Source organism: Bradyrhizobium sp. RP6 (assembly GCF_003837805.1).
In the GTDB taxonomy this organism is placed as follows: Bacteria; Pseudomonadota; Alphaproteobacteria; order Rhizobiales; family Xanthobacteraceae; genus Bradyrhizobium.
Genome location: NZ_RQIT01000003.1, coordinates 398967 through 413995 on the forward strand (window position 1 = coordinate 398967; position 15029 = coordinate 413995).

General features: G+C 63.9%; 18 protein-coding genes and 1 tRNA gene. 4 read left to right on the top strand and 15 right to left on the bottom strand.

Translation table 11 applies throughout. From position 1 onward, the window contains the following. Positions 1-26: 26 nt before the first annotated feature. Entirely contained in the window at positions 27-830 is an 804-nt protein-coding gene (locus tag EHH60_RS10765; protein ID WP_124159431.1) for a DUF1295 domain-containing protein, read from the bottom strand. 173 nt (positions 831-1003) lie between these two features. On the opposite strand from EHH60_RS10765, the gene EHH60_RS10770 reads away from it, so the two are divergent. From EHH60_RS10770 to EHH60_RS10780, 3 genes are read left to right on the top strand one after another with little or no spacing between them, the layout of a single operon-like run. Next, entirely contained in the window at positions 1004-2317 is a 1314-nt protein-coding gene (locus tag EHH60_RS10770) for an NAD(P)/FAD-dependent oxidoreductase (protein WP_124159488.1), read from the top strand. A gap of 4 nt (positions 2318-2321) precedes the next feature. Next, entirely contained in the window at positions 2322-3110 is a 789-nt protein-coding gene (locus EHH60_RS10775) for a DUF1365 domain-containing protein (RefSeq protein WP_124159432.1), read from the top strand. Positions 3111-3113: 3 nt separating this feature from the next. Then, positions 3114-4331: an SAM-dependent methyltransferase gene (locus EHH60_RS10780; protein ID WP_124159433.1), complete on the top strand. Its 1218-nt coding sequence runs from the start codon at positions 3114-3116 to the stop codon at positions 4329-4331. Positions 4332-4503: 172 nt separating this feature from the next. On the opposite strand, the gene EHH60_RS10785 is transcribed toward EHH60_RS10780, so the two are convergent. The 11 genes from EHH60_RS10785 to EHH60_RS10835 form a co-directional block, all read right to left on the bottom strand. After that, positions 4504-5211, bottom strand: a complete 708-nt coding sequence (locus EHH60_RS10785) for a DUF2182 domain-containing protein (protein WP_245454450.1) — start codon at positions 5209-5211, stop codon at positions 4504-4506. A 132-nt stretch (positions 5212-5343) separates the two neighbouring features. After that, positions 5344-5976 carry a DUF1326 domain-containing protein gene (locus EHH60_RS10790; RefSeq protein ID WP_124159435.1) on the bottom strand — a complete coding sequence of 211 codons (633 nt, stop codon included), beginning with the start codon at positions 5974-5976 and terminating at the stop codon, positions 5344-5346. 243 nt (positions 5977-6219) lie between these two features. Further along, positions 6220-6295, bottom strand: a tRNA-Phe gene (locus EHH60_RS10795). Positions 6296-6481: 186 nt separating this feature from the next. Then, complete coding sequence (gene yacG / locus EHH60_RS10800; RefSeq protein WP_124159436.1) at positions 6482-6664, bottom strand: DNA gyrase inhibitor YacG; 183 nt, start codon at positions 6662-6664, stop codon at positions 6482-6484. A gap of 145 nt (positions 6665-6809) precedes the next feature. Continuing rightward, on the bottom strand, positions 6810-7439 hold the full coding sequence (locus EHH60_RS10805; RefSeq protein WP_124159437.1) for a Maf-like protein: 630 nt from the start codon (positions 7437-7439) through the stop codon (positions 6810-6812). A gap of 155 nt (positions 7440-7594) precedes the next feature. Next, complete coding sequence (locus EHH60_RS10810; RefSeq protein WP_124159438.1) at positions 7595-8062, bottom strand: arsenate-mycothiol transferase ArsC; 468 nt, start codon at positions 8060-8062, stop codon at positions 7595-7597. A gap of 71 nt (positions 8063-8133) precedes the next feature. Then, the gene (locus EHH60_RS10815; protein ID WP_124159439.1) at positions 8134-8631 is read right to left on the bottom strand and encodes a UPF0262 family protein; all 498 of its coding nucleotides are present in this window, start codon (positions 8629-8631) and stop codon (positions 8134-8136) included. After that, on the bottom strand, positions 8628-9923 hold the full coding sequence (gene hisD, locus EHH60_RS10820; RefSeq protein ID WP_124159440.1) for a histidinol dehydrogenase: 1296 nt from the start codon (positions 9921-9923) through the stop codon (positions 8628-8630). The genes EHH60_RS10815 and hisD overlap by 4 nt, the downstream gene beginning before the upstream one ends. 148 nt (positions 9924-10071) lie before the next feature. Then, positions 10072-10515, bottom strand: a complete 444-nt coding sequence (locus tag EHH60_RS10825) for a DUF2948 family protein (RefSeq protein ID WP_124159441.1) — start codon at positions 10513-10515, stop codon at positions 10072-10074. 82 nt (positions 10516-10597) lie between these two features. Then, positions 10598-11257 (bottom strand): NAD(P)H-binding protein, encoded by a 660-nt coding sequence (locus tag EHH60_RS10830; RefSeq protein ID WP_199751401.1) that lies wholly within the window; start codon positions 11255-11257, stop codon positions 10598-10600. Positions 11258-11283: 26 nt separating this feature from the next. Beyond that, on the bottom strand, positions 11284-12222 hold the full coding sequence (locus EHH60_RS10835; protein ID WP_124159443.1) for an SDR family oxidoreductase: 939 nt from the start codon (positions 12220-12222) through the stop codon (positions 11284-11286). Between the two features lie 89 nt (positions 12223-12311). Between EHH60_RS10835 and EHH60_RS10840 the strand changes: the two genes are divergently transcribed. Continuing rightward, positions 12312-12950: a TetR/AcrR family transcriptional regulator gene (locus tag EHH60_RS10840; RefSeq protein WP_124159444.1), complete on the top strand. Its 639-nt coding sequence runs from the start codon at positions 12312-12314 to the stop codon at positions 12948-12950. Positions 12951-12956: 6 nt separating this feature from the next. Here EHH60_RS10840 and EHH60_RS10845 read toward each other — a convergent pair whose 3' ends face one another. The 3 genes from EHH60_RS10845 to EHH60_RS10855 form a co-directional block, all read right to left on the bottom strand. Further along, entirely contained in the window at positions 12957-13781 is an 825-nt protein-coding gene (locus tag EHH60_RS10845) for an alpha/beta fold hydrolase (RefSeq protein ID WP_124159445.1), read from the bottom strand. A 121-nt stretch (positions 13782-13902) separates the two neighbouring features. Further along, entirely contained in the window at positions 13903-14412 is a 510-nt protein-coding gene (locus EHH60_RS10850) for a hypothetical protein (RefSeq protein WP_124159446.1), read from the bottom strand. Positions 14413-14602: 190 nt separating this feature from the next. Next, positions 14603-14911, bottom strand: a complete 309-nt coding sequence (locus tag EHH60_RS10855; RefSeq protein WP_124159447.1) for an EthD family reductase — start codon at positions 14909-14911, stop codon at positions 14603-14605. Between the last annotated feature and the right edge of the window lie 118 nt (positions 14912-15029).

Consider the following 15029-nt stretch of genomic DNA (forward strand, 5'->3'; position numbering starts at 1 on the left):
TGCGTGCAGTCAACAACCACCGGCCATCAATGTGCGCGTTTCGGCGGCCACGGGAAGAATGCACTGGTACGCGCCTGATACTCCCGATAGCGGTCGCCGCGCGATTGCAGCATCTGCTCCTCGAGCGGGGGTATCCCCGTCACATGCACGAGTATCCAGTACATGATCGCCGGCGCCGCCAGGCTGGCCCACCCCCAGGCGTATCCGGGCGAGAGCGCGATGACGGGGTAAGCCAGCCACCCCAGCCATTCGAAGAAATAGTTTGGATGACGCGACCATCGCCAAAGTCCGACATCGCAGACGAGACTGGCATTGGACGAGGAGAGCTTGAACCGGCGCAATTGCTGGTCCGCCAATGCTTCACCAGCGACAGCCACCAGAATGATGACGACTCCGGCATAGTCCTGCGGCCGCAATCCAGGCTCGGGGGCGTGGGCTGCGAGGAAGATGGCGAACGGCAGCGGCACCGAGACCAGCGCCTGCGATTGCAGGAACAGGAACATCCGGCGAGGGGCCGCCGCCCCCCACTGCCGCGCATAGTTCGCGTAGCGCGGATCGTCGATGCCCGCCGCGGCGCGGCGCGCAATGTGCGTTCCAAGTCGCACCGACCAAAGCAACGCGAGCCCTGCGACGAGCACTCGGCGTGACGGCGTGCCAGCGTCGAGGGGCCACAGGGCGGCGACCGCGCCGACGAGGCCGGTCGCGTAGGACCAGATCGCATCGACCCATCCGGAGTTTCCCGTGCGCTGCTGAACGACCCAGGCCAGTCCCATCAAGAGGCAAAAGGCCAGCGCAATGCCGACTATGGCCTGAATATGCACAAAAACCATGCGTCACCAGAATTAACCTCTCCTCAATACGTCGGCTGCAGGAGCCGGTTTCGCGTTCGGCCGCGGGTCGGCCGATGATCCGAAGGGTGATCCGCGCCATCTCGCCGAACGTTTCCTCGCACAGTGACCGTTTCAAGTACCGTAGTGACGGTATCCAGTGGGGGCGACAGAGGATGCGTTTGGCCGTGATCGGGACGGGAATTGCCGGCAATGCCGCCGCGTGGCTCCTGTCGAAACGCCATGCGGTGACGGTGTACGAGCGCGAGCTGCGCCCGGGCGGACATAGCCACACCGTTCGCGTCGACTACGATGGCGAGGCCGTTGACGTCGATGTCGGCTTCATCGTGTTCAACGAGGCGAATTATCCGCAATTGACGGCGCTATTCGAGCGGCTGGGCGCGAGGACCGTCGAGACGTGCATGAGCTTCGCCATGTCCGCCGATCATGGCCGGTTCGAATGGCGGGGTGGCGGCGAGACCTTTCTGCAGACTGTTTGCGGCCTGTTTGCACAACCGCGCAACCTCTCATCGCCATCCTATCTTCGCATGCTGGCTGAGGTCCTGCGATTCAACAGGCAGAGCGCGGCGGACTTGCGCGCCGGCCGGCTGCACAACCTGACGCTGGGCGAGTATATGCGCAAGGAATCGTTCGGGCCTCGCTTATTCTCCGATTATCTCGGACCGATGGGGGCGGCCATCTGGTCGTCCTCGTCGGCCGACATTCTGTCCTTTCCTGCGGAAAACTTTGTCGCCTTCTTCGACAACCACCGGCTGCTGCACCTGGACCGGCCGCGCTGGCGTACCGTAGAGGGTGGCAGCCGGCGCTATGTCGACAAGCTCACCGCTATGTTCAAGGACAACATTCGGCTAGGCTGCGCCGTGACGTCGGTCAACAGAGCGGAGCATGGCGTGACGGTCCGCGACAGTCATGGCGGTGTGGAGACTTACGACGGCGTTGTGATGGCCTGCCACAGCGATCAGACCTTGGCGGCGCTGCCGGATGCCGACGCCCAGGAGCGGTCCATTCTCGGCGCGATCAGGTATGCCCCGAACACCGTCTATCTGCACCGTGATCGCAATCTCATGCCCAAGCGCCGCCAGGCATGGGCATCCTGGAACTTCCTGCAATGGCCACGACAAACACCCGTCCAGAGCGACGTCGCGGTGACCTATTGGATGAACCGACTGCAGGGCATAGACGAAAGCAGGCCATTGTTCGTCAGTCTCAACCCGCCCTTCGAGCCGGCGGCCCATCTGACGTTTGGAAAATTCAGCTTCGCCCATCCGCAATACGACCTGGCAGCGTTCGCGGCACAGCGACGGCTCCCGGCAATTCAGGGGCGCCGCCGGACGTGGTTCTGCGGCGCCTGGACCGGCTACGGCTTTCACGAGGATGGCTTACAGTCAGGCATCTCCGTTGCCGAGGCGCTCGGCGGCGAAGTTTCATGGCGTCAGTCGGCCCCCTTGCTGGTCCAAGCAGCCGAGTAGCACGATGGTCCGAACGAACCCGGCGAGAGCGGATAATGCGATAGCGCCCGCCGCGCTCTACTGCGGAAAAGTGATGCACGCGCGATGGCGGCCCGTGCAGCACAGGTTCAGCTATCGCGTGATGAGCCTGCTGATCGATCTCGACCGGTTGAACGAAGCAGACCGTCAGTCCAGGCTGTTTGGCGTCAATCGAGCAGCACTTTTCAGCTTCCACGAGCGCGATCACGGTGAAGGCAAGAGCCCGTGCCTCGGCCGGTACGTCCGAGGACTGGCAGCGGAGCGCGGCATCGATCTCTCCGGAGGCCGCATTCTCCTTCTCTGTTATCCCCGGGTTCTGGGCTACGTGTTCAACCCGCTTTCGGTCTATTTCTGCTATGGCGCGGCCGGCGATCTCGCGCTGATGATCTACGAGGTCCGCAACACCTTCGGAGAGATGCATTCCTACATCCTGCCCGTGCAAGATGCGCGACCAGGCTGTACAATACGACAAAGCCAGGCGAAGGAGTTTTACGTTTCACCTTTCATGGAGATGGAGACGCATTACCGCTTCAGCATTTCTCCGCCCGAGCAAGATGTGAAGGTCAGAATCCTGCAGGCAAGCGAGCAGGGCGCGATGTTTGCGGCAGCGTTCCGCGGACGGCGCCACCCTCTGACCAGCCCCTCGCTATTGGCGACGCTGTTCGGTCTGCCCTTCCTGACTTTCAAGGTGATCGCAGCCATCCACTGGGAAGCGATGCGGCTTTGGCTGAAAGGTGCTCCGTACGTGCGCCGTTTGAAACAACGCGAGATTTGAACCATGGACCTCGCAGCCACGCGTCAGGCCGCTCAATTCGATGGTGTCCCATTCCTTGCCCGACTGGCACTGCGCCTTGCATCGCAGATCAGGTACGGCACGGTTCATGTGCGCCTTCCCGACCAGAGAACCGTCGCGTTGCGCGGTCGGCTTCCGGGTCCGTCGGCCACGATAGAACTCAACAATTACCGGTTCGCGCGCAGCCTCGTCATGGGTGGCGACATCGGCATGGCCGAGGCTTACATTCGAGGCGATTGGACCACGCCCGATCTCACCCAGCTTCTCTACGTGTTCTGTCTCAACGAAGAGCTGGTCGACAGTGCCTTTGCCGGGAACATGCTGGTCCGGTTCTGCCGGCGGGTGCTTCATCGACTGCGCCGGAACACAAGACAGGGGTCGAGGCACAACATCCATTCGCATTACGATCTCGGAAACGAGTTCTTCGCTGCGTGGCTCGATTCGAGCATGACCTACTCGTCGGCTCTGTTCCCGGCCGAGACAGCCGACCTGCCCGCTGCTCAACATCACAAATACGAACAACTGGCGAAAGCCATCGAATTGCAGCCCGGTCAGAGCGTGCTCGAGATCGGGTGCGGTTGGGGCGGCTTTGCCGAGTTTGCCGCGAAGACTTACGGCGCGAGCGTGGTGGCCCTGACCATCAGCAAGGAGCAGCACGAATTTGCCCGTCGACGAATCCACGAAGCCGGGCTCGCCGAAAAGGTCCAGGTCCGGTTGCAGGATTATCGCGACCAGGAAGGTCATTTCGACCGCATCGTCTCAATCGAGATGATCGAGGCCGTCGGCGAGCAATTCTGGCCAGCCTACTTCAATCAGCTGAACCGGCGGCTCAAGCCGGGCGGTCTAGCAGGCATCCAGGCCATCACTGTCCGCGACGAGCTCTTTGACAGCTATCGGCAGCGCGTGGACTTCATCCAGAGGTACATCTTTCCGGGAGGGATGCTCCCCTCGACGAACATCCTGCGCTCGCTCGGCGAACGCTTCGAGGTGCCTGTCATTCGCGAGCGCGTGTTTGGACAGGACTATGCGAAGACGATCGCACTCTGGCGCGAGAACTTCGGCAGGGCATGGAGCGACCTGACCTCGCTCGGGTTCGACGAGCCCTTCCGCCGGCTGTGGGAATATTATCTGTGCTACTGCGAGGCGGGGTTCAGGGCCGGAAAGATCGACGTGGGGCAGTTGATATTTGCCCGTCAAAGCTGATGCGTTTCAGGGCGCGGCGACGCCCTTCTGCAAGGGTGCAGTATCTTGGAGCATGATCCGGAGAAAGTGCGCAGCAATTTTCCGAAAGGATCATCCTCAAACAAGCATCCAAAGCGCGACGACGATTCATCCCCGTCTCATCGCGCTTCAGCAGCGCTCGCGGTATCGGGCCTCACACCGCGCGCGCAATAACGATCGCCCCGGACAAGATGAGAATCCCGCCGGCCGCATAGCTCAATCTTCGGCCGAACGGCAGCAGCTTCTCGCCGGCGACATAGAGCATGAGGCCGATGATCCAGACCAGGTTCATCACGCCGCCGACAAACAGCAAGGCCATCAGAAACCAACAGCAGCCGACGCAGTAGCTGCCGTGGCGCAGCCCCATGCGGAATGCCCCGCGCGTGCCGGGCCGCCAATGCCCGCTGAGAAACAACAGCGGGCTCTCGCAGTACCGCAGGCAGGCGCGCTTGATCGGCGTGAACTGGTAGAGCCCCGCGGCTAGCAAGATGACGCCGCCCAGAACCGCGCTGGTGCTTGCCATCGCCATCGACAGGAGGCCAAGGCGTTCAAGTGCCCATTGTGCCAGGACGGCAGCGAGACTGAACCCGGCCCATGTCACGAGGTATCCGGCGAGAAAGATCCAGGCATCGATTGCCGCGCGAGATGCAGTCTCGTGCTTGTGCCTGATCGCCGCGTACAAGAGGACGGTGGGCCCCGCGCTCGGCGCCATCATCGCGATCATCATCACCCACCACATCGCGAACAGCAGCGCGGCAGAGCGCAGCGTCCACGGCATCGGCGCCATGTCCGGCATCTCGGCCATCATGTCGGTGTCCATGCCGGCGCCGCCCGCGAGATAGGCCCAGGCGAGCGCCGCCACGGCGGCGGTCCCGATCGCGACGATCAAGCGATCGCGGTGGAACAGATGTTCCAGTATCGAGCGCTCCTGCATCGACTTGTCCGTAGCGATGAGGAACTGACACCGAGATCTTGTGCCGGTGTCAGCGCCGCATCATGCCGCAACGCCGTCGGGCGTCTGCACGACATTGGCGAGCGAGCTATGCGTACCGCGGGTCTCGAACGGGATCGCGCCGGTCGAGCGGATGTTGGCGGATGCGACCTCGGCCGCCCGATGTTCGAACCCCTCGGGCATGACCACCTGGATGCGGTGCGGATCACCGGTCACCGGGTTCTTGATCGGCTCGACATCGGTCTCGAGCACGCCCTTGGCGACGAGTCTTGCAACGCGTCCGTCTTTGTCGAAGGAGAACTCGAACGGCACAAACACCGGATCGTGGATCTTGGTTACGATCATGCTGACGATCTGGAAAAGCGTGCCTTCGGCCGAATGCTTGCCGGAAAAGATATCGAACAATGCCTGTCGCTGCTCCCCCGTGGCGCGTTCGTCGATGATGGGCTGGATTGTCCCGTTGCCCTCATGCAGCGGGCCAGGGAAATCGACCGTGATCGCAAAGCAGAGACCATCGAGCCTGGTCCCTTCGAAATGTCCCTTGGCGATCCGCATGGCGACCATTCCCTTGCAATAGCCTCGGGTCGGCCGTGCGTTGAAATCGCAGGGGCAGCCAAACGCGCAGGTGCAGTTCTTCATCCATTCGCCTTCGAGACGCCAGTCCGATGCAGCCATGGCACATCTCCTGATGTGAGCGGGGACGCGGCAGCCGTCGACGAATTTGTTCAGCGTTGGTGTCGAGGCAATGCGACAAGGCGCGAGCGGGATCGAGGTCCGATCAAAAGGCCGGCATCGCAGAAGAGTTGGTGGCGAGCTGCCGTTTACCAATGGCGGGGATCATAGCAGCGGCAGCCGGGCTCGTATAGCGAGCGAGGGTGGTGGCTCAGCAGCAGCCGCATCTCGGGAATGTCAGGGAAATGGTGCCCAGGGGCGGAATCGAACCACCGACACTGCGATTTTCAGTCGCATGCTCTACCAACTGAGCTACCTGGGCGTGCTCCAAGAGAGGGGCCAAAGCCCATCGAGCGGGCGGTTTATAGTGGGCTCGGGGCGGCCTGTCCACCCGGCTTCGCCAAGAGGCTTCGCGGGGCGCGGCCCGGCTGTGCACAAGCCGGACCGGCCTTGCCGCGGCGGGCGCGGGATGAAGCGATCATCCGGTCATCGAATTGAAATTACTTAATTATTCAACGTCATCCACTTCGTCGTCGCGGCCGGGGATGACGTAGGAGCCCTTCAGCCAGCGGTTCAGGTCGACGTCGCGGCAGCGCGAGGAGCAGAACGGGCGGGTGGGCTGCGCCTGCGGCTTGCCGCAGATCGGGCAGGTCTTGAGGGGGCCGGCTCGCTTTTCGATCTGGTCGTCCATGGGAATGCGCGGCTTACACGGGGTGAGGGAGTTCAAGCGCCTGTCGGCAAAGGGGTTCCTGCCAGCAACGGCGCATGCGCCGCCGCCGGGACTCGGCCGGGCCATTCTATGTGCATGGGGTTGTTTTCGTGATTTTTATCGGCGCTCACACGGACGTGGTGTTGAGCCAGCCGAAGCGGATCGGAAAACCTTCGCCGCCGAGCAGCGTCGTGGTCTCGTACAGCGGCAGGCCGACGACGTTGGTGTAGGACCCTACCATCTTCACCACGAAGGAGCCGGCGATGCCCTGCACGGCGTAGCCGCCGGCTTTGCCGCGCCATTCGCCGGAGCCGATATAGGCCTGGATGTCCTCCTCCGAGAGACGCTTGAAGCGCACGCGGGTCTCGACCAGGCGCTGGCGGAACGCCTCGCGCGGCGTGACCAGGCAGATCGCGGTGTAGACGCGGTGGTTGCGGCCCGACAGCAGCCGCAGGCATTGCGCGGCCTCATCCACCAGATTGGCCTTGGGCAGGATGCGCCGACCGACCGCCACGACGGTGTCGGCGGCGAGAATGAAGGCGCCCCGCAGCTCGTCGTCCAGCTGCACCGATTTCAGCGCCGCATCGGCCTTGGCACGGGCGAGGCGGTTGGCGCAGGCGCGCGGCAGCTCGCCCCGCTTCGGCGTCTCGTCGACGTCGGCCGGCCGGAGGGTGTCCGGCTCGATGCCGGCCTGGTTGAGCAGCGACAGGCGGCGCGGCGAACCGGAGGCAAGTACGAATTTGGGGCGGCCGAGCATCAGGTGATTTGCGGGATGAAGCAGGGGGTGAATTGCGCGCGGAACCTATCGGAAGGGGGCTGATTTCACAACCGGGAACCGGAGGTTTGGTGATTCGAGCCTCTCGACATGGCTGTGCCTGCATCCTGTGACGACGGTGTTACGAACACCGAATGCTAGCCGCTCGCCGCGCCCGACGTGGCGAAGCGCCGGCGGATGCGCATCAGGAGCTGATCGCAGACCTCGCGGTAGGCAGCGAGCTTCTGGTCGCGGCTGCCTTCGATGGTGGTGGGATCCTGCGTCGGCCAGTATTCGACCTCGGCCGCGAGTGTCCGCGTCAGCTCCAGCGCCTTGTGATGCGCCTCGGGCGAGAGCGTGATGATGAGGTCGAAATTCAGCCCCTCCCAGTCCTCCAGCTCCTCGAAGGTCTGCGGCTTGTGGGCCGAGATGTCCTGGCCGAGCTCGGCCATCACGGAGACTGCGAACGGATCGAGCTCGCCCTTCCTGGTGCCGGCCGACTTCACATAGAGGCCCTGCGGAAACATATGCAGCAACAGGCTCTCGGCCATCGGCGAGCGGACGCTGTTCATCGCACAGGCGAACAGCACCGATTGCGGATCGCGTGCGCGTGGCGGACCCGCCATCGCGCTCAACCTCTTTTGATAGAGGGCATGGCCTTGTCGGAAAACCGCTGCACACTTTTCCGGGCCATGCCCTAACCCTTCCAGTGCAGGACGGTAATGAGGGTGAACAGCCGGCGCGAGGTCTCGAAATCGACCCGCACCTTCCCCTTCAGCCGCTCCTGGAGCGTGCGCGATCCCTCGTCATGGATGCCGCGGCGGCCCATGTCGATGGCCTCGATCTTGTCGGGGGTCGCGGTGCGAATCGCCTGGTAGTAGCTGTCGCAGATCATGAAATAGTCCTTCACGATCCGCCGGAACGGCGTCAGCGACAGCAGGTGCGCGACGACAGGCGTGCCGTCCTCGCGGCGGATGTCGAACATCAGCCGGTTGCCGGTGATGCCGATATGCAGCGTGAACGGGCCCTTCCCCTCCGCCCCCTCGGGCGCGAACAAATTCTGCTCGATCAGGTCGTAGATCGCGATCGCCCGCTCATGCTCGATATCCGGCCCGGAACGGCCGATCGACTCCTCGTCGAGCGTGACCGCGACGATGCGATTGGCCGAGTCGTCCTGTTCGGGCGGCTTTGTCATGACAGATTGAGGCGCAATCCAATCGAACGCGAATGGGCGTCCAGCCCCTCCGCTTTGCCCAGCGTCATCGCGGCCGGACCCAGCGCACGCAATTGATCGGGTCCGCATTTCAGGATCGAGGTGCGTTTCATGAAGTCGTGCACCGAGAGCCCCGAGGAAAACCGTGCCGAGCGCGCCGTCGGCAGCACGTGATTGGAGCCGCCGACATAGTCGCCGATCGCCTCGGGCGTATGGGGGCCAAGGAACACCGCGCCGGCGTTGCGGATCCTTGCGGCGAGCGCGTCGGGATCCGTGGTCATGATCTCGAGATGCTCGGCAGCGATGGCGTCCGCGAGCGGGATCGCGTCGGCAAGAGTCTTCACCATGATGATGGCGCCGAAATCGGCCCAGGAGCTGCCTGCGATCGCGGCGCGCGGCAGCGTCTTCAACTGCGCCTCGACCGCCTTTTCGACATCGGCGGCAAGGCGAGCGGAATCGGTGATCAGGATCGACTGCGCGCTGGCATCGTGCTCGGCCTGCGCCAGCAAGTCGGCGGCGATCCAGTCGGCATTGCCGGTATCGTCGGCTATCACCAGCACCTCCGAGGGGCCGGCGATCATGTCGATACCGACCTTGCCGAACACCAGCCGCTTTGCGGCGGCGACATAGGCGTTGCCGGGGCCGACAATCTTTGCGACCGGCGCGATCGTCGCCGTGCCGTGCGCGAGCGCGGCGACGGCCTGCGCGCCGCCGACACGGTAGATCTCGGTGACGCCACCAAGATGCGCGGCCGCCAGCACCAGCGGATTGAGCCTGCCGTCCGGCGAAGGCACCACCATCACCAGGCGCGAAACGCCGGCGACTTTCGCAGGCACTGCATTCATCAGCACCGAGGAGGGATAGGCCGCGGTGCCGCCGGGCACGTAGAGGCCGGCGGATTCGATCGCGGTGTAGCGCCAGCCGAGCTCGACGCCGAGCGGATCAGTGAAGCGCTCGTCCTTGGGAAGCTGACGGCGATGATAAGTCTCGATACGGTCCCGCGCGAGCTTGAGTGCATCCAGCGTCGCGGCATCGCAGGCCTTCTCGGCGGCTTCGATCTCCGCGGCGGAGACGCGCAAGGAGGATGCGTCCAGCGTCAGCCGGTCGAACTTGGCCGTGGCTTCGAGCAGGGCGGCATCGCCACGCCTGGCCACGTCGTCGACGATCACGCGCGCGGCGGCCTCGACATCGGCCGAAGCCTCGCGCTTGGCGGCAAGGAAGGCGGCGAATCGCTGGTCAAAATCGGCGCTGCTGCGGTCGAGGCGAACGGGCATGTTTCGCTTGGCTTCTGGCTGGTATTTTGGGGGCGGATCGGCGCACCGGGTCCCCCTGCTCAATGGCGCGGCGGGGAAGCTGCGTCAACCCTCGGCAGATGCCGTTCCGGCGAGGGCCTCAGCCCATTTGGCTGGTATACCGGCCACTTCACCCCTCCCCCTCGATGCCCGTTCCCAGCGCGTCGCCCCCGAGGTCGGTCAGCTCGCATTCCAGGCACTCGACGTCGAGGCGGATGGCGCCGCCCTGTGCGAACAGAAGCAGGGCGCTGCCGCCGGGCTCCTCGTGGCGCCCGTCCTGGGGATGAAATTCAATGCCGACGAGGTCGAGCACCTCGTCCGGCGCGGTGAGGTCGATGTTGCGCGACTTGCAGGCGAGCACACGGTCGAAACGGAGCGCAGCGACCAGCCGGCGTGGCTCGGCCTCGCCCTCCAATGTCTGCTCCCAGTCCAGCCGGCTCATTCCGACCACGAGCCGCTTCTCGCCCTGCCGCCAGATGATGTCGGAGGTCTGGACACGGGCGTCCTGGACATGGGTCGAGATCACGGCGAGGTCGTCGGCATCGAGCGCGATCAGTTTGAGCTGGGGCGACATTGCCGACGCTTCTCCTTTGGAGGGGACAGGGCTCAACGCGCGCGAGCGCCGAAATTTCCGCACAAACTAACCGGCCGGCAGGTCAGAGGCTATTGATATCCTCCATCTCCAGCACCCTGCGCGGATACCCCTCCCGGGCAACGCGGATCATGGCGCGTCCGATCTGCTCGGTCGAGGTCACGAGCCGCGGCGAAATCCGGCGCAGCACCAACCAGAGCGGCCCGCTCACGGCATAGACAGCCTGCACCCAGGCGGTCTTGGACCGGACGCCGTGAAGGGGCTGGATGGCGCCGGGCCGGAACATGTACGCAGCCTTGAACCACGGCTTGAAGAGATCGTTCTCGGTCTTGCCCTTGATCCGCGCCCACATCCGCCATCCCTGCTCGGTCGAATCGGTGCTGGCGCCGGTGACATAGGTGAAGACCATCTGCGGATTGAGCCGGGCCAGCGTCGTCGCAGCCGCGAGCGTGAGATCATAGGTGAGGTGGCGGTAGCGCTGCTCGCTCATGCCGATGGAGGAGACGCCGAGACAGAAGAAGCAGGCATCGAAGCCGGCCAGCTGCGGCTCGATCGCCGAATAGTCCATGAAATCGTTGTGGATGATCTCGGTGAGCTTGGCTTTGCGCACGCCGGTCGGGCTGCGGCCGACCACGAGCACACTTTCGATGCCGGTGTCGACCAGGCATTCGCGCAAGACGCCCTGCCCCACCATGCCGGTCGCGCCGAAGATGACGACCTTCATCGGGAAGTCTCCAGCGGCCTCGCGGCTCATGCGGCGGCCGCGATCTCGTCGAAGGATACGCCGGTCAGCGCTGCCGAGGCATCCCACAGCATGGCTGCCGCCGCGAGATCCTGCGCCTGCGGCATGATCCTCGCCGGCCCGGGTGATCCCTTCAATTCGTAAAACCCGTTTGGACCGTAATAGCCGCCGGGCTCGGCGTCCGGAGAGGTCGCTGCAAACAGCGTTGGCAGCGCGCCTTCGGCGGCGGACTGACTGATCAACGGCTGGAGCAGCCGCCCGATCCGCCACTGGAACGTGTCGATGCCCGGCCCGTTCGCGATGAGATCGGTCCGCGCATAGCCCGGATGGGCGGCAAGGCTCGTCAGGCCCCAGCCGGCGGCAAGACTGCGACGCTGCAGCTCCAGCGCAAACATCAGCATCGCCAGCTTGGATTGGCAGTAGGCGCGCCACGGACGATAGGAATGCCTGCTGTGCAGATCGTCGAAATTGATCGCACCGGAGCGGTGCGCAAGGCTCGAGAGATGGACGACGCGAGGCGCCTTGGCACGGCGAAGCTGCGGCAACAGCCGCGCCGTCAGGGCGTAGTGACCGAGATAGTTGGTGCCGAGCTGCATCTCGAAACCATCCTCCGTCTGCTGCCGCTTCGGCGGTGCCATCACGCCGGCATTGTTGACGAGGAGATCGAGCCGTTCGTTGTCGGCGGCAAAGCGCCCGGCGAAATCGGCGATGGAGGCAAGGCTTGCGAGGTCGAGATGCTCGTAGGCGATCAGAGCGTCGGGAAACCGCTCGCAAATGCCTTCGATCGCCCGCAGGCCCTTTGCGTCGTCGCGGCCGGTGAGTATGACAATGGCACCGGCGCCCGCGAGCGCCATCGCCGTCTCGTAACCGAGCCCGCCCGTCGCGCCGGTCACGACGACGGTCTTGCCGCTGAGTGAGGGAATGCCTGCCGTGCTCCAGTCGGTCATGCCATGTCTCCGCGGCTTTCAGGGGTGGAAAAGGGCCCGCAACCGGTCTAAATGTGCACTGAGTGCAAATTTGCAAGAGGTGAAATGATTTGAAGGCTTCGAAGGTCGCCGGGAAAGGCGTCAAGTCTTTGTCCGCGGAAGGAAAATCCCCGACCGCCGGCCTGCGCGAGCGCAAGCGGCAGGAGACCCGCGAGCGGCTGACCCGCGCGGCGATGACCTTATTCCTCGAGCGCGGGTTCGAGGCCACCACCATCGACGACATTGCGGCGGCAGCGGACGTATCGCGACGCAGCTTCTTCCACTATTTCGCGTCGAAGGAGGACGTGGTCGCCGCCTGGCAGGAGGGCGCAGCTGGCACGCTGGCCGCCGAGATCGTCGCCCGGCCCGCGGACGAATCCATGCTGACAGCGGCGGAGAACGCGATCGCGGCGGCAGTCAAACGGCTCGATCCGGCGGAAGCCGCAGCGATGTCGCGGCTCAAGCGCGACAATCCCGCGCTCCGGGCGCGCGACCAGCTCAAATACGAAAAGCTCGAGCGCGCGCTGGCCGACGGACTGGCACAGCGCGCCCGCACCAAATCGGACCGACAGAAGGCGCGGCTCGTTGCGATGATCGCCACCGGCGCCATGCGCGTCGGCGGCGAGAGCTGGATCGGCGAAGGCGCGCGGGAGAAGCCGGAAGCTTTCGTCAGGCGCACCTTCGATGCGATCAGGGCAATATTGGAGTGAGGTCTCTCACTCCCTGAAAAATGCCAGCAGGTCGGCGTTGATGGTTTCGGCGTGCGTGGTCGGCATGCCGTGCGGGAAGCCCTTGTAGGTCTTCAGGATGCCCTTCTTGAGCAGCTTGGCCGATAGCGGCGCGGAATCGGCGTAAGGCACGATCTGGTCGTCGTCGCCGTGCATCACCAGCACGGGCACGTTGATCTTCTTGAGGTCCTCGGTGAAGTCGGTCTGCGAGAACGCGACGATGCCGTCGTAATGCGCTTTCGCGCCGCCCATCATGCCCTGGCGCCACCAGTTCTGGATCACCGCTTCCGACGGTTGCGCGCCGGGGCGGTTGTAGCCGTAGAACGGACCGGCAGGGAGGTCGCGATAGAATTGCGTGCGACTGGCAGCGAGCTGCTTCTGGAGATCGTCGAACACGCTCTTCGGCAGGCCTCCGGGATTGGCTGCGGTCTGCACCATCAGCGGCGGCACGGCCGAGAGGATCGCGGCTTTCGCCACCCGGCTCTCGCCGTGGCGCGCAATGTAGTGCACGACCTCGCCGCCGCCGGTGGAATGGCCGACATGGATGGCATTCTTGAGGTCGAGATGCGCCGTGAGCGCGGCGAGATCGTCGGCATAGTGATCCATGTCGTGGCCGTCGGCGACCTGCGCCGAGCGGCCGTGACCGCGGCGATCATGGGCGACGACCCGGTAGCCGCATGTGACGAAATACAGCATCTGCGCGTCCCAATCGTCCGACGACAACGGCCACCCATGGCTGAACACGATCGGCTGGCCTGCGCCCCAATCCTTGTAGAAGATCTCGACGCCGTCTTTGGTGGTGATGGTGGGCATGGATTGCTCTCTTTCGATGGAAATTGGCACGCGCACAAGCACTGGCCGGTGATCATCAGATGGTCATGCGATGTCTGAAATCGACGCCTTGCATCGATCCGGAACGTTGAGAATCCTGTGATCAGGCAAACGCCATTGGCCTGAAGCGGCGCCACGCCCCGATGGTGAGCACCACGAAGAACACCAGCACGATGCCCTGCACCACGGCGAACACCGGACCCGACGGCGGCGCCGGCGGCACGGCCGGTGCGAGCGCGGCAAGCGCGGGCACCTTCAGGAACGACTGGATCACCAGCACGAAGACGTTGAAATAGAGCGAGATCATCGCGGTCACGATATAGACCGGGCGCCACACTCCGGCGAGCTTCATGCCGTACAGCGCGATGCAGGCCATCGCGAGCAGCACCAGCGAGATGATGCCGATGATGTGCGATGGCAGCAGCTCCTTGAACGGAAACAGAAAACCGGTGGCGCTGGTGAGGATCGTGGTCAGCAGGAAGATGGCGGTGAGGGCCGGCATCGGCTTCGAGCCAAGCAGGCCGAACATCACGACGAGGCCGGCGACGATGGCGATCAGGCTGATGATGACATGGATCAGCGTAAGGGCGGGCAGACTCAACCCAAGGACCATGACATCTCTCCTATTCTCCGCATTGAGATGATGAGAGTAGTATTACGGTCCTCATGGGATTGCCACCTGCGTTGGCGTCGCATGCGGAAGCACGGCCATGCGTCATCGTGCGAATCGACAAACGCATGGCTGAATTTTTTGCATCGCCGTCGCGAAGGAGGGCAGTCCTCGACGAAAGTTGAAGCGATCTTCACACTTCCTTGGTGTCGAAGATCAAGAGGTCGGCACCGCCACTGGCGAACTTGGGCACGTCGGCGCCGGTCGCCTTGCCTTCCGGACTGGCGAATGCCGCCTGAATGTCGGCCACGCTGTCGAAGGTGAGAATGGCGACGAGATGGATGCCGGAAGGACCGGCGGGAGATGCGACCGGCCCCTTGCTGACGGCGTATTTCTTCAGGCCGGGAAGTTTCTTGGCGAGCGGGATGTGCGTCTCGGCATAGTACTTGTCGAAGGCGGCAGCGTCCTTGGGCGTCTTGTACAGCACGACGATTTCAGCCATTTGGTCCTCCCTTGGGAATCTTTGTTTTTCTACGCGCGGTTGGCCCCGCGACGAGCGATAGTCTGTGGGACGCAGCAAGATGGCAAGCCGGATTCGGCTTGCTATCTCCTTGTCTTCT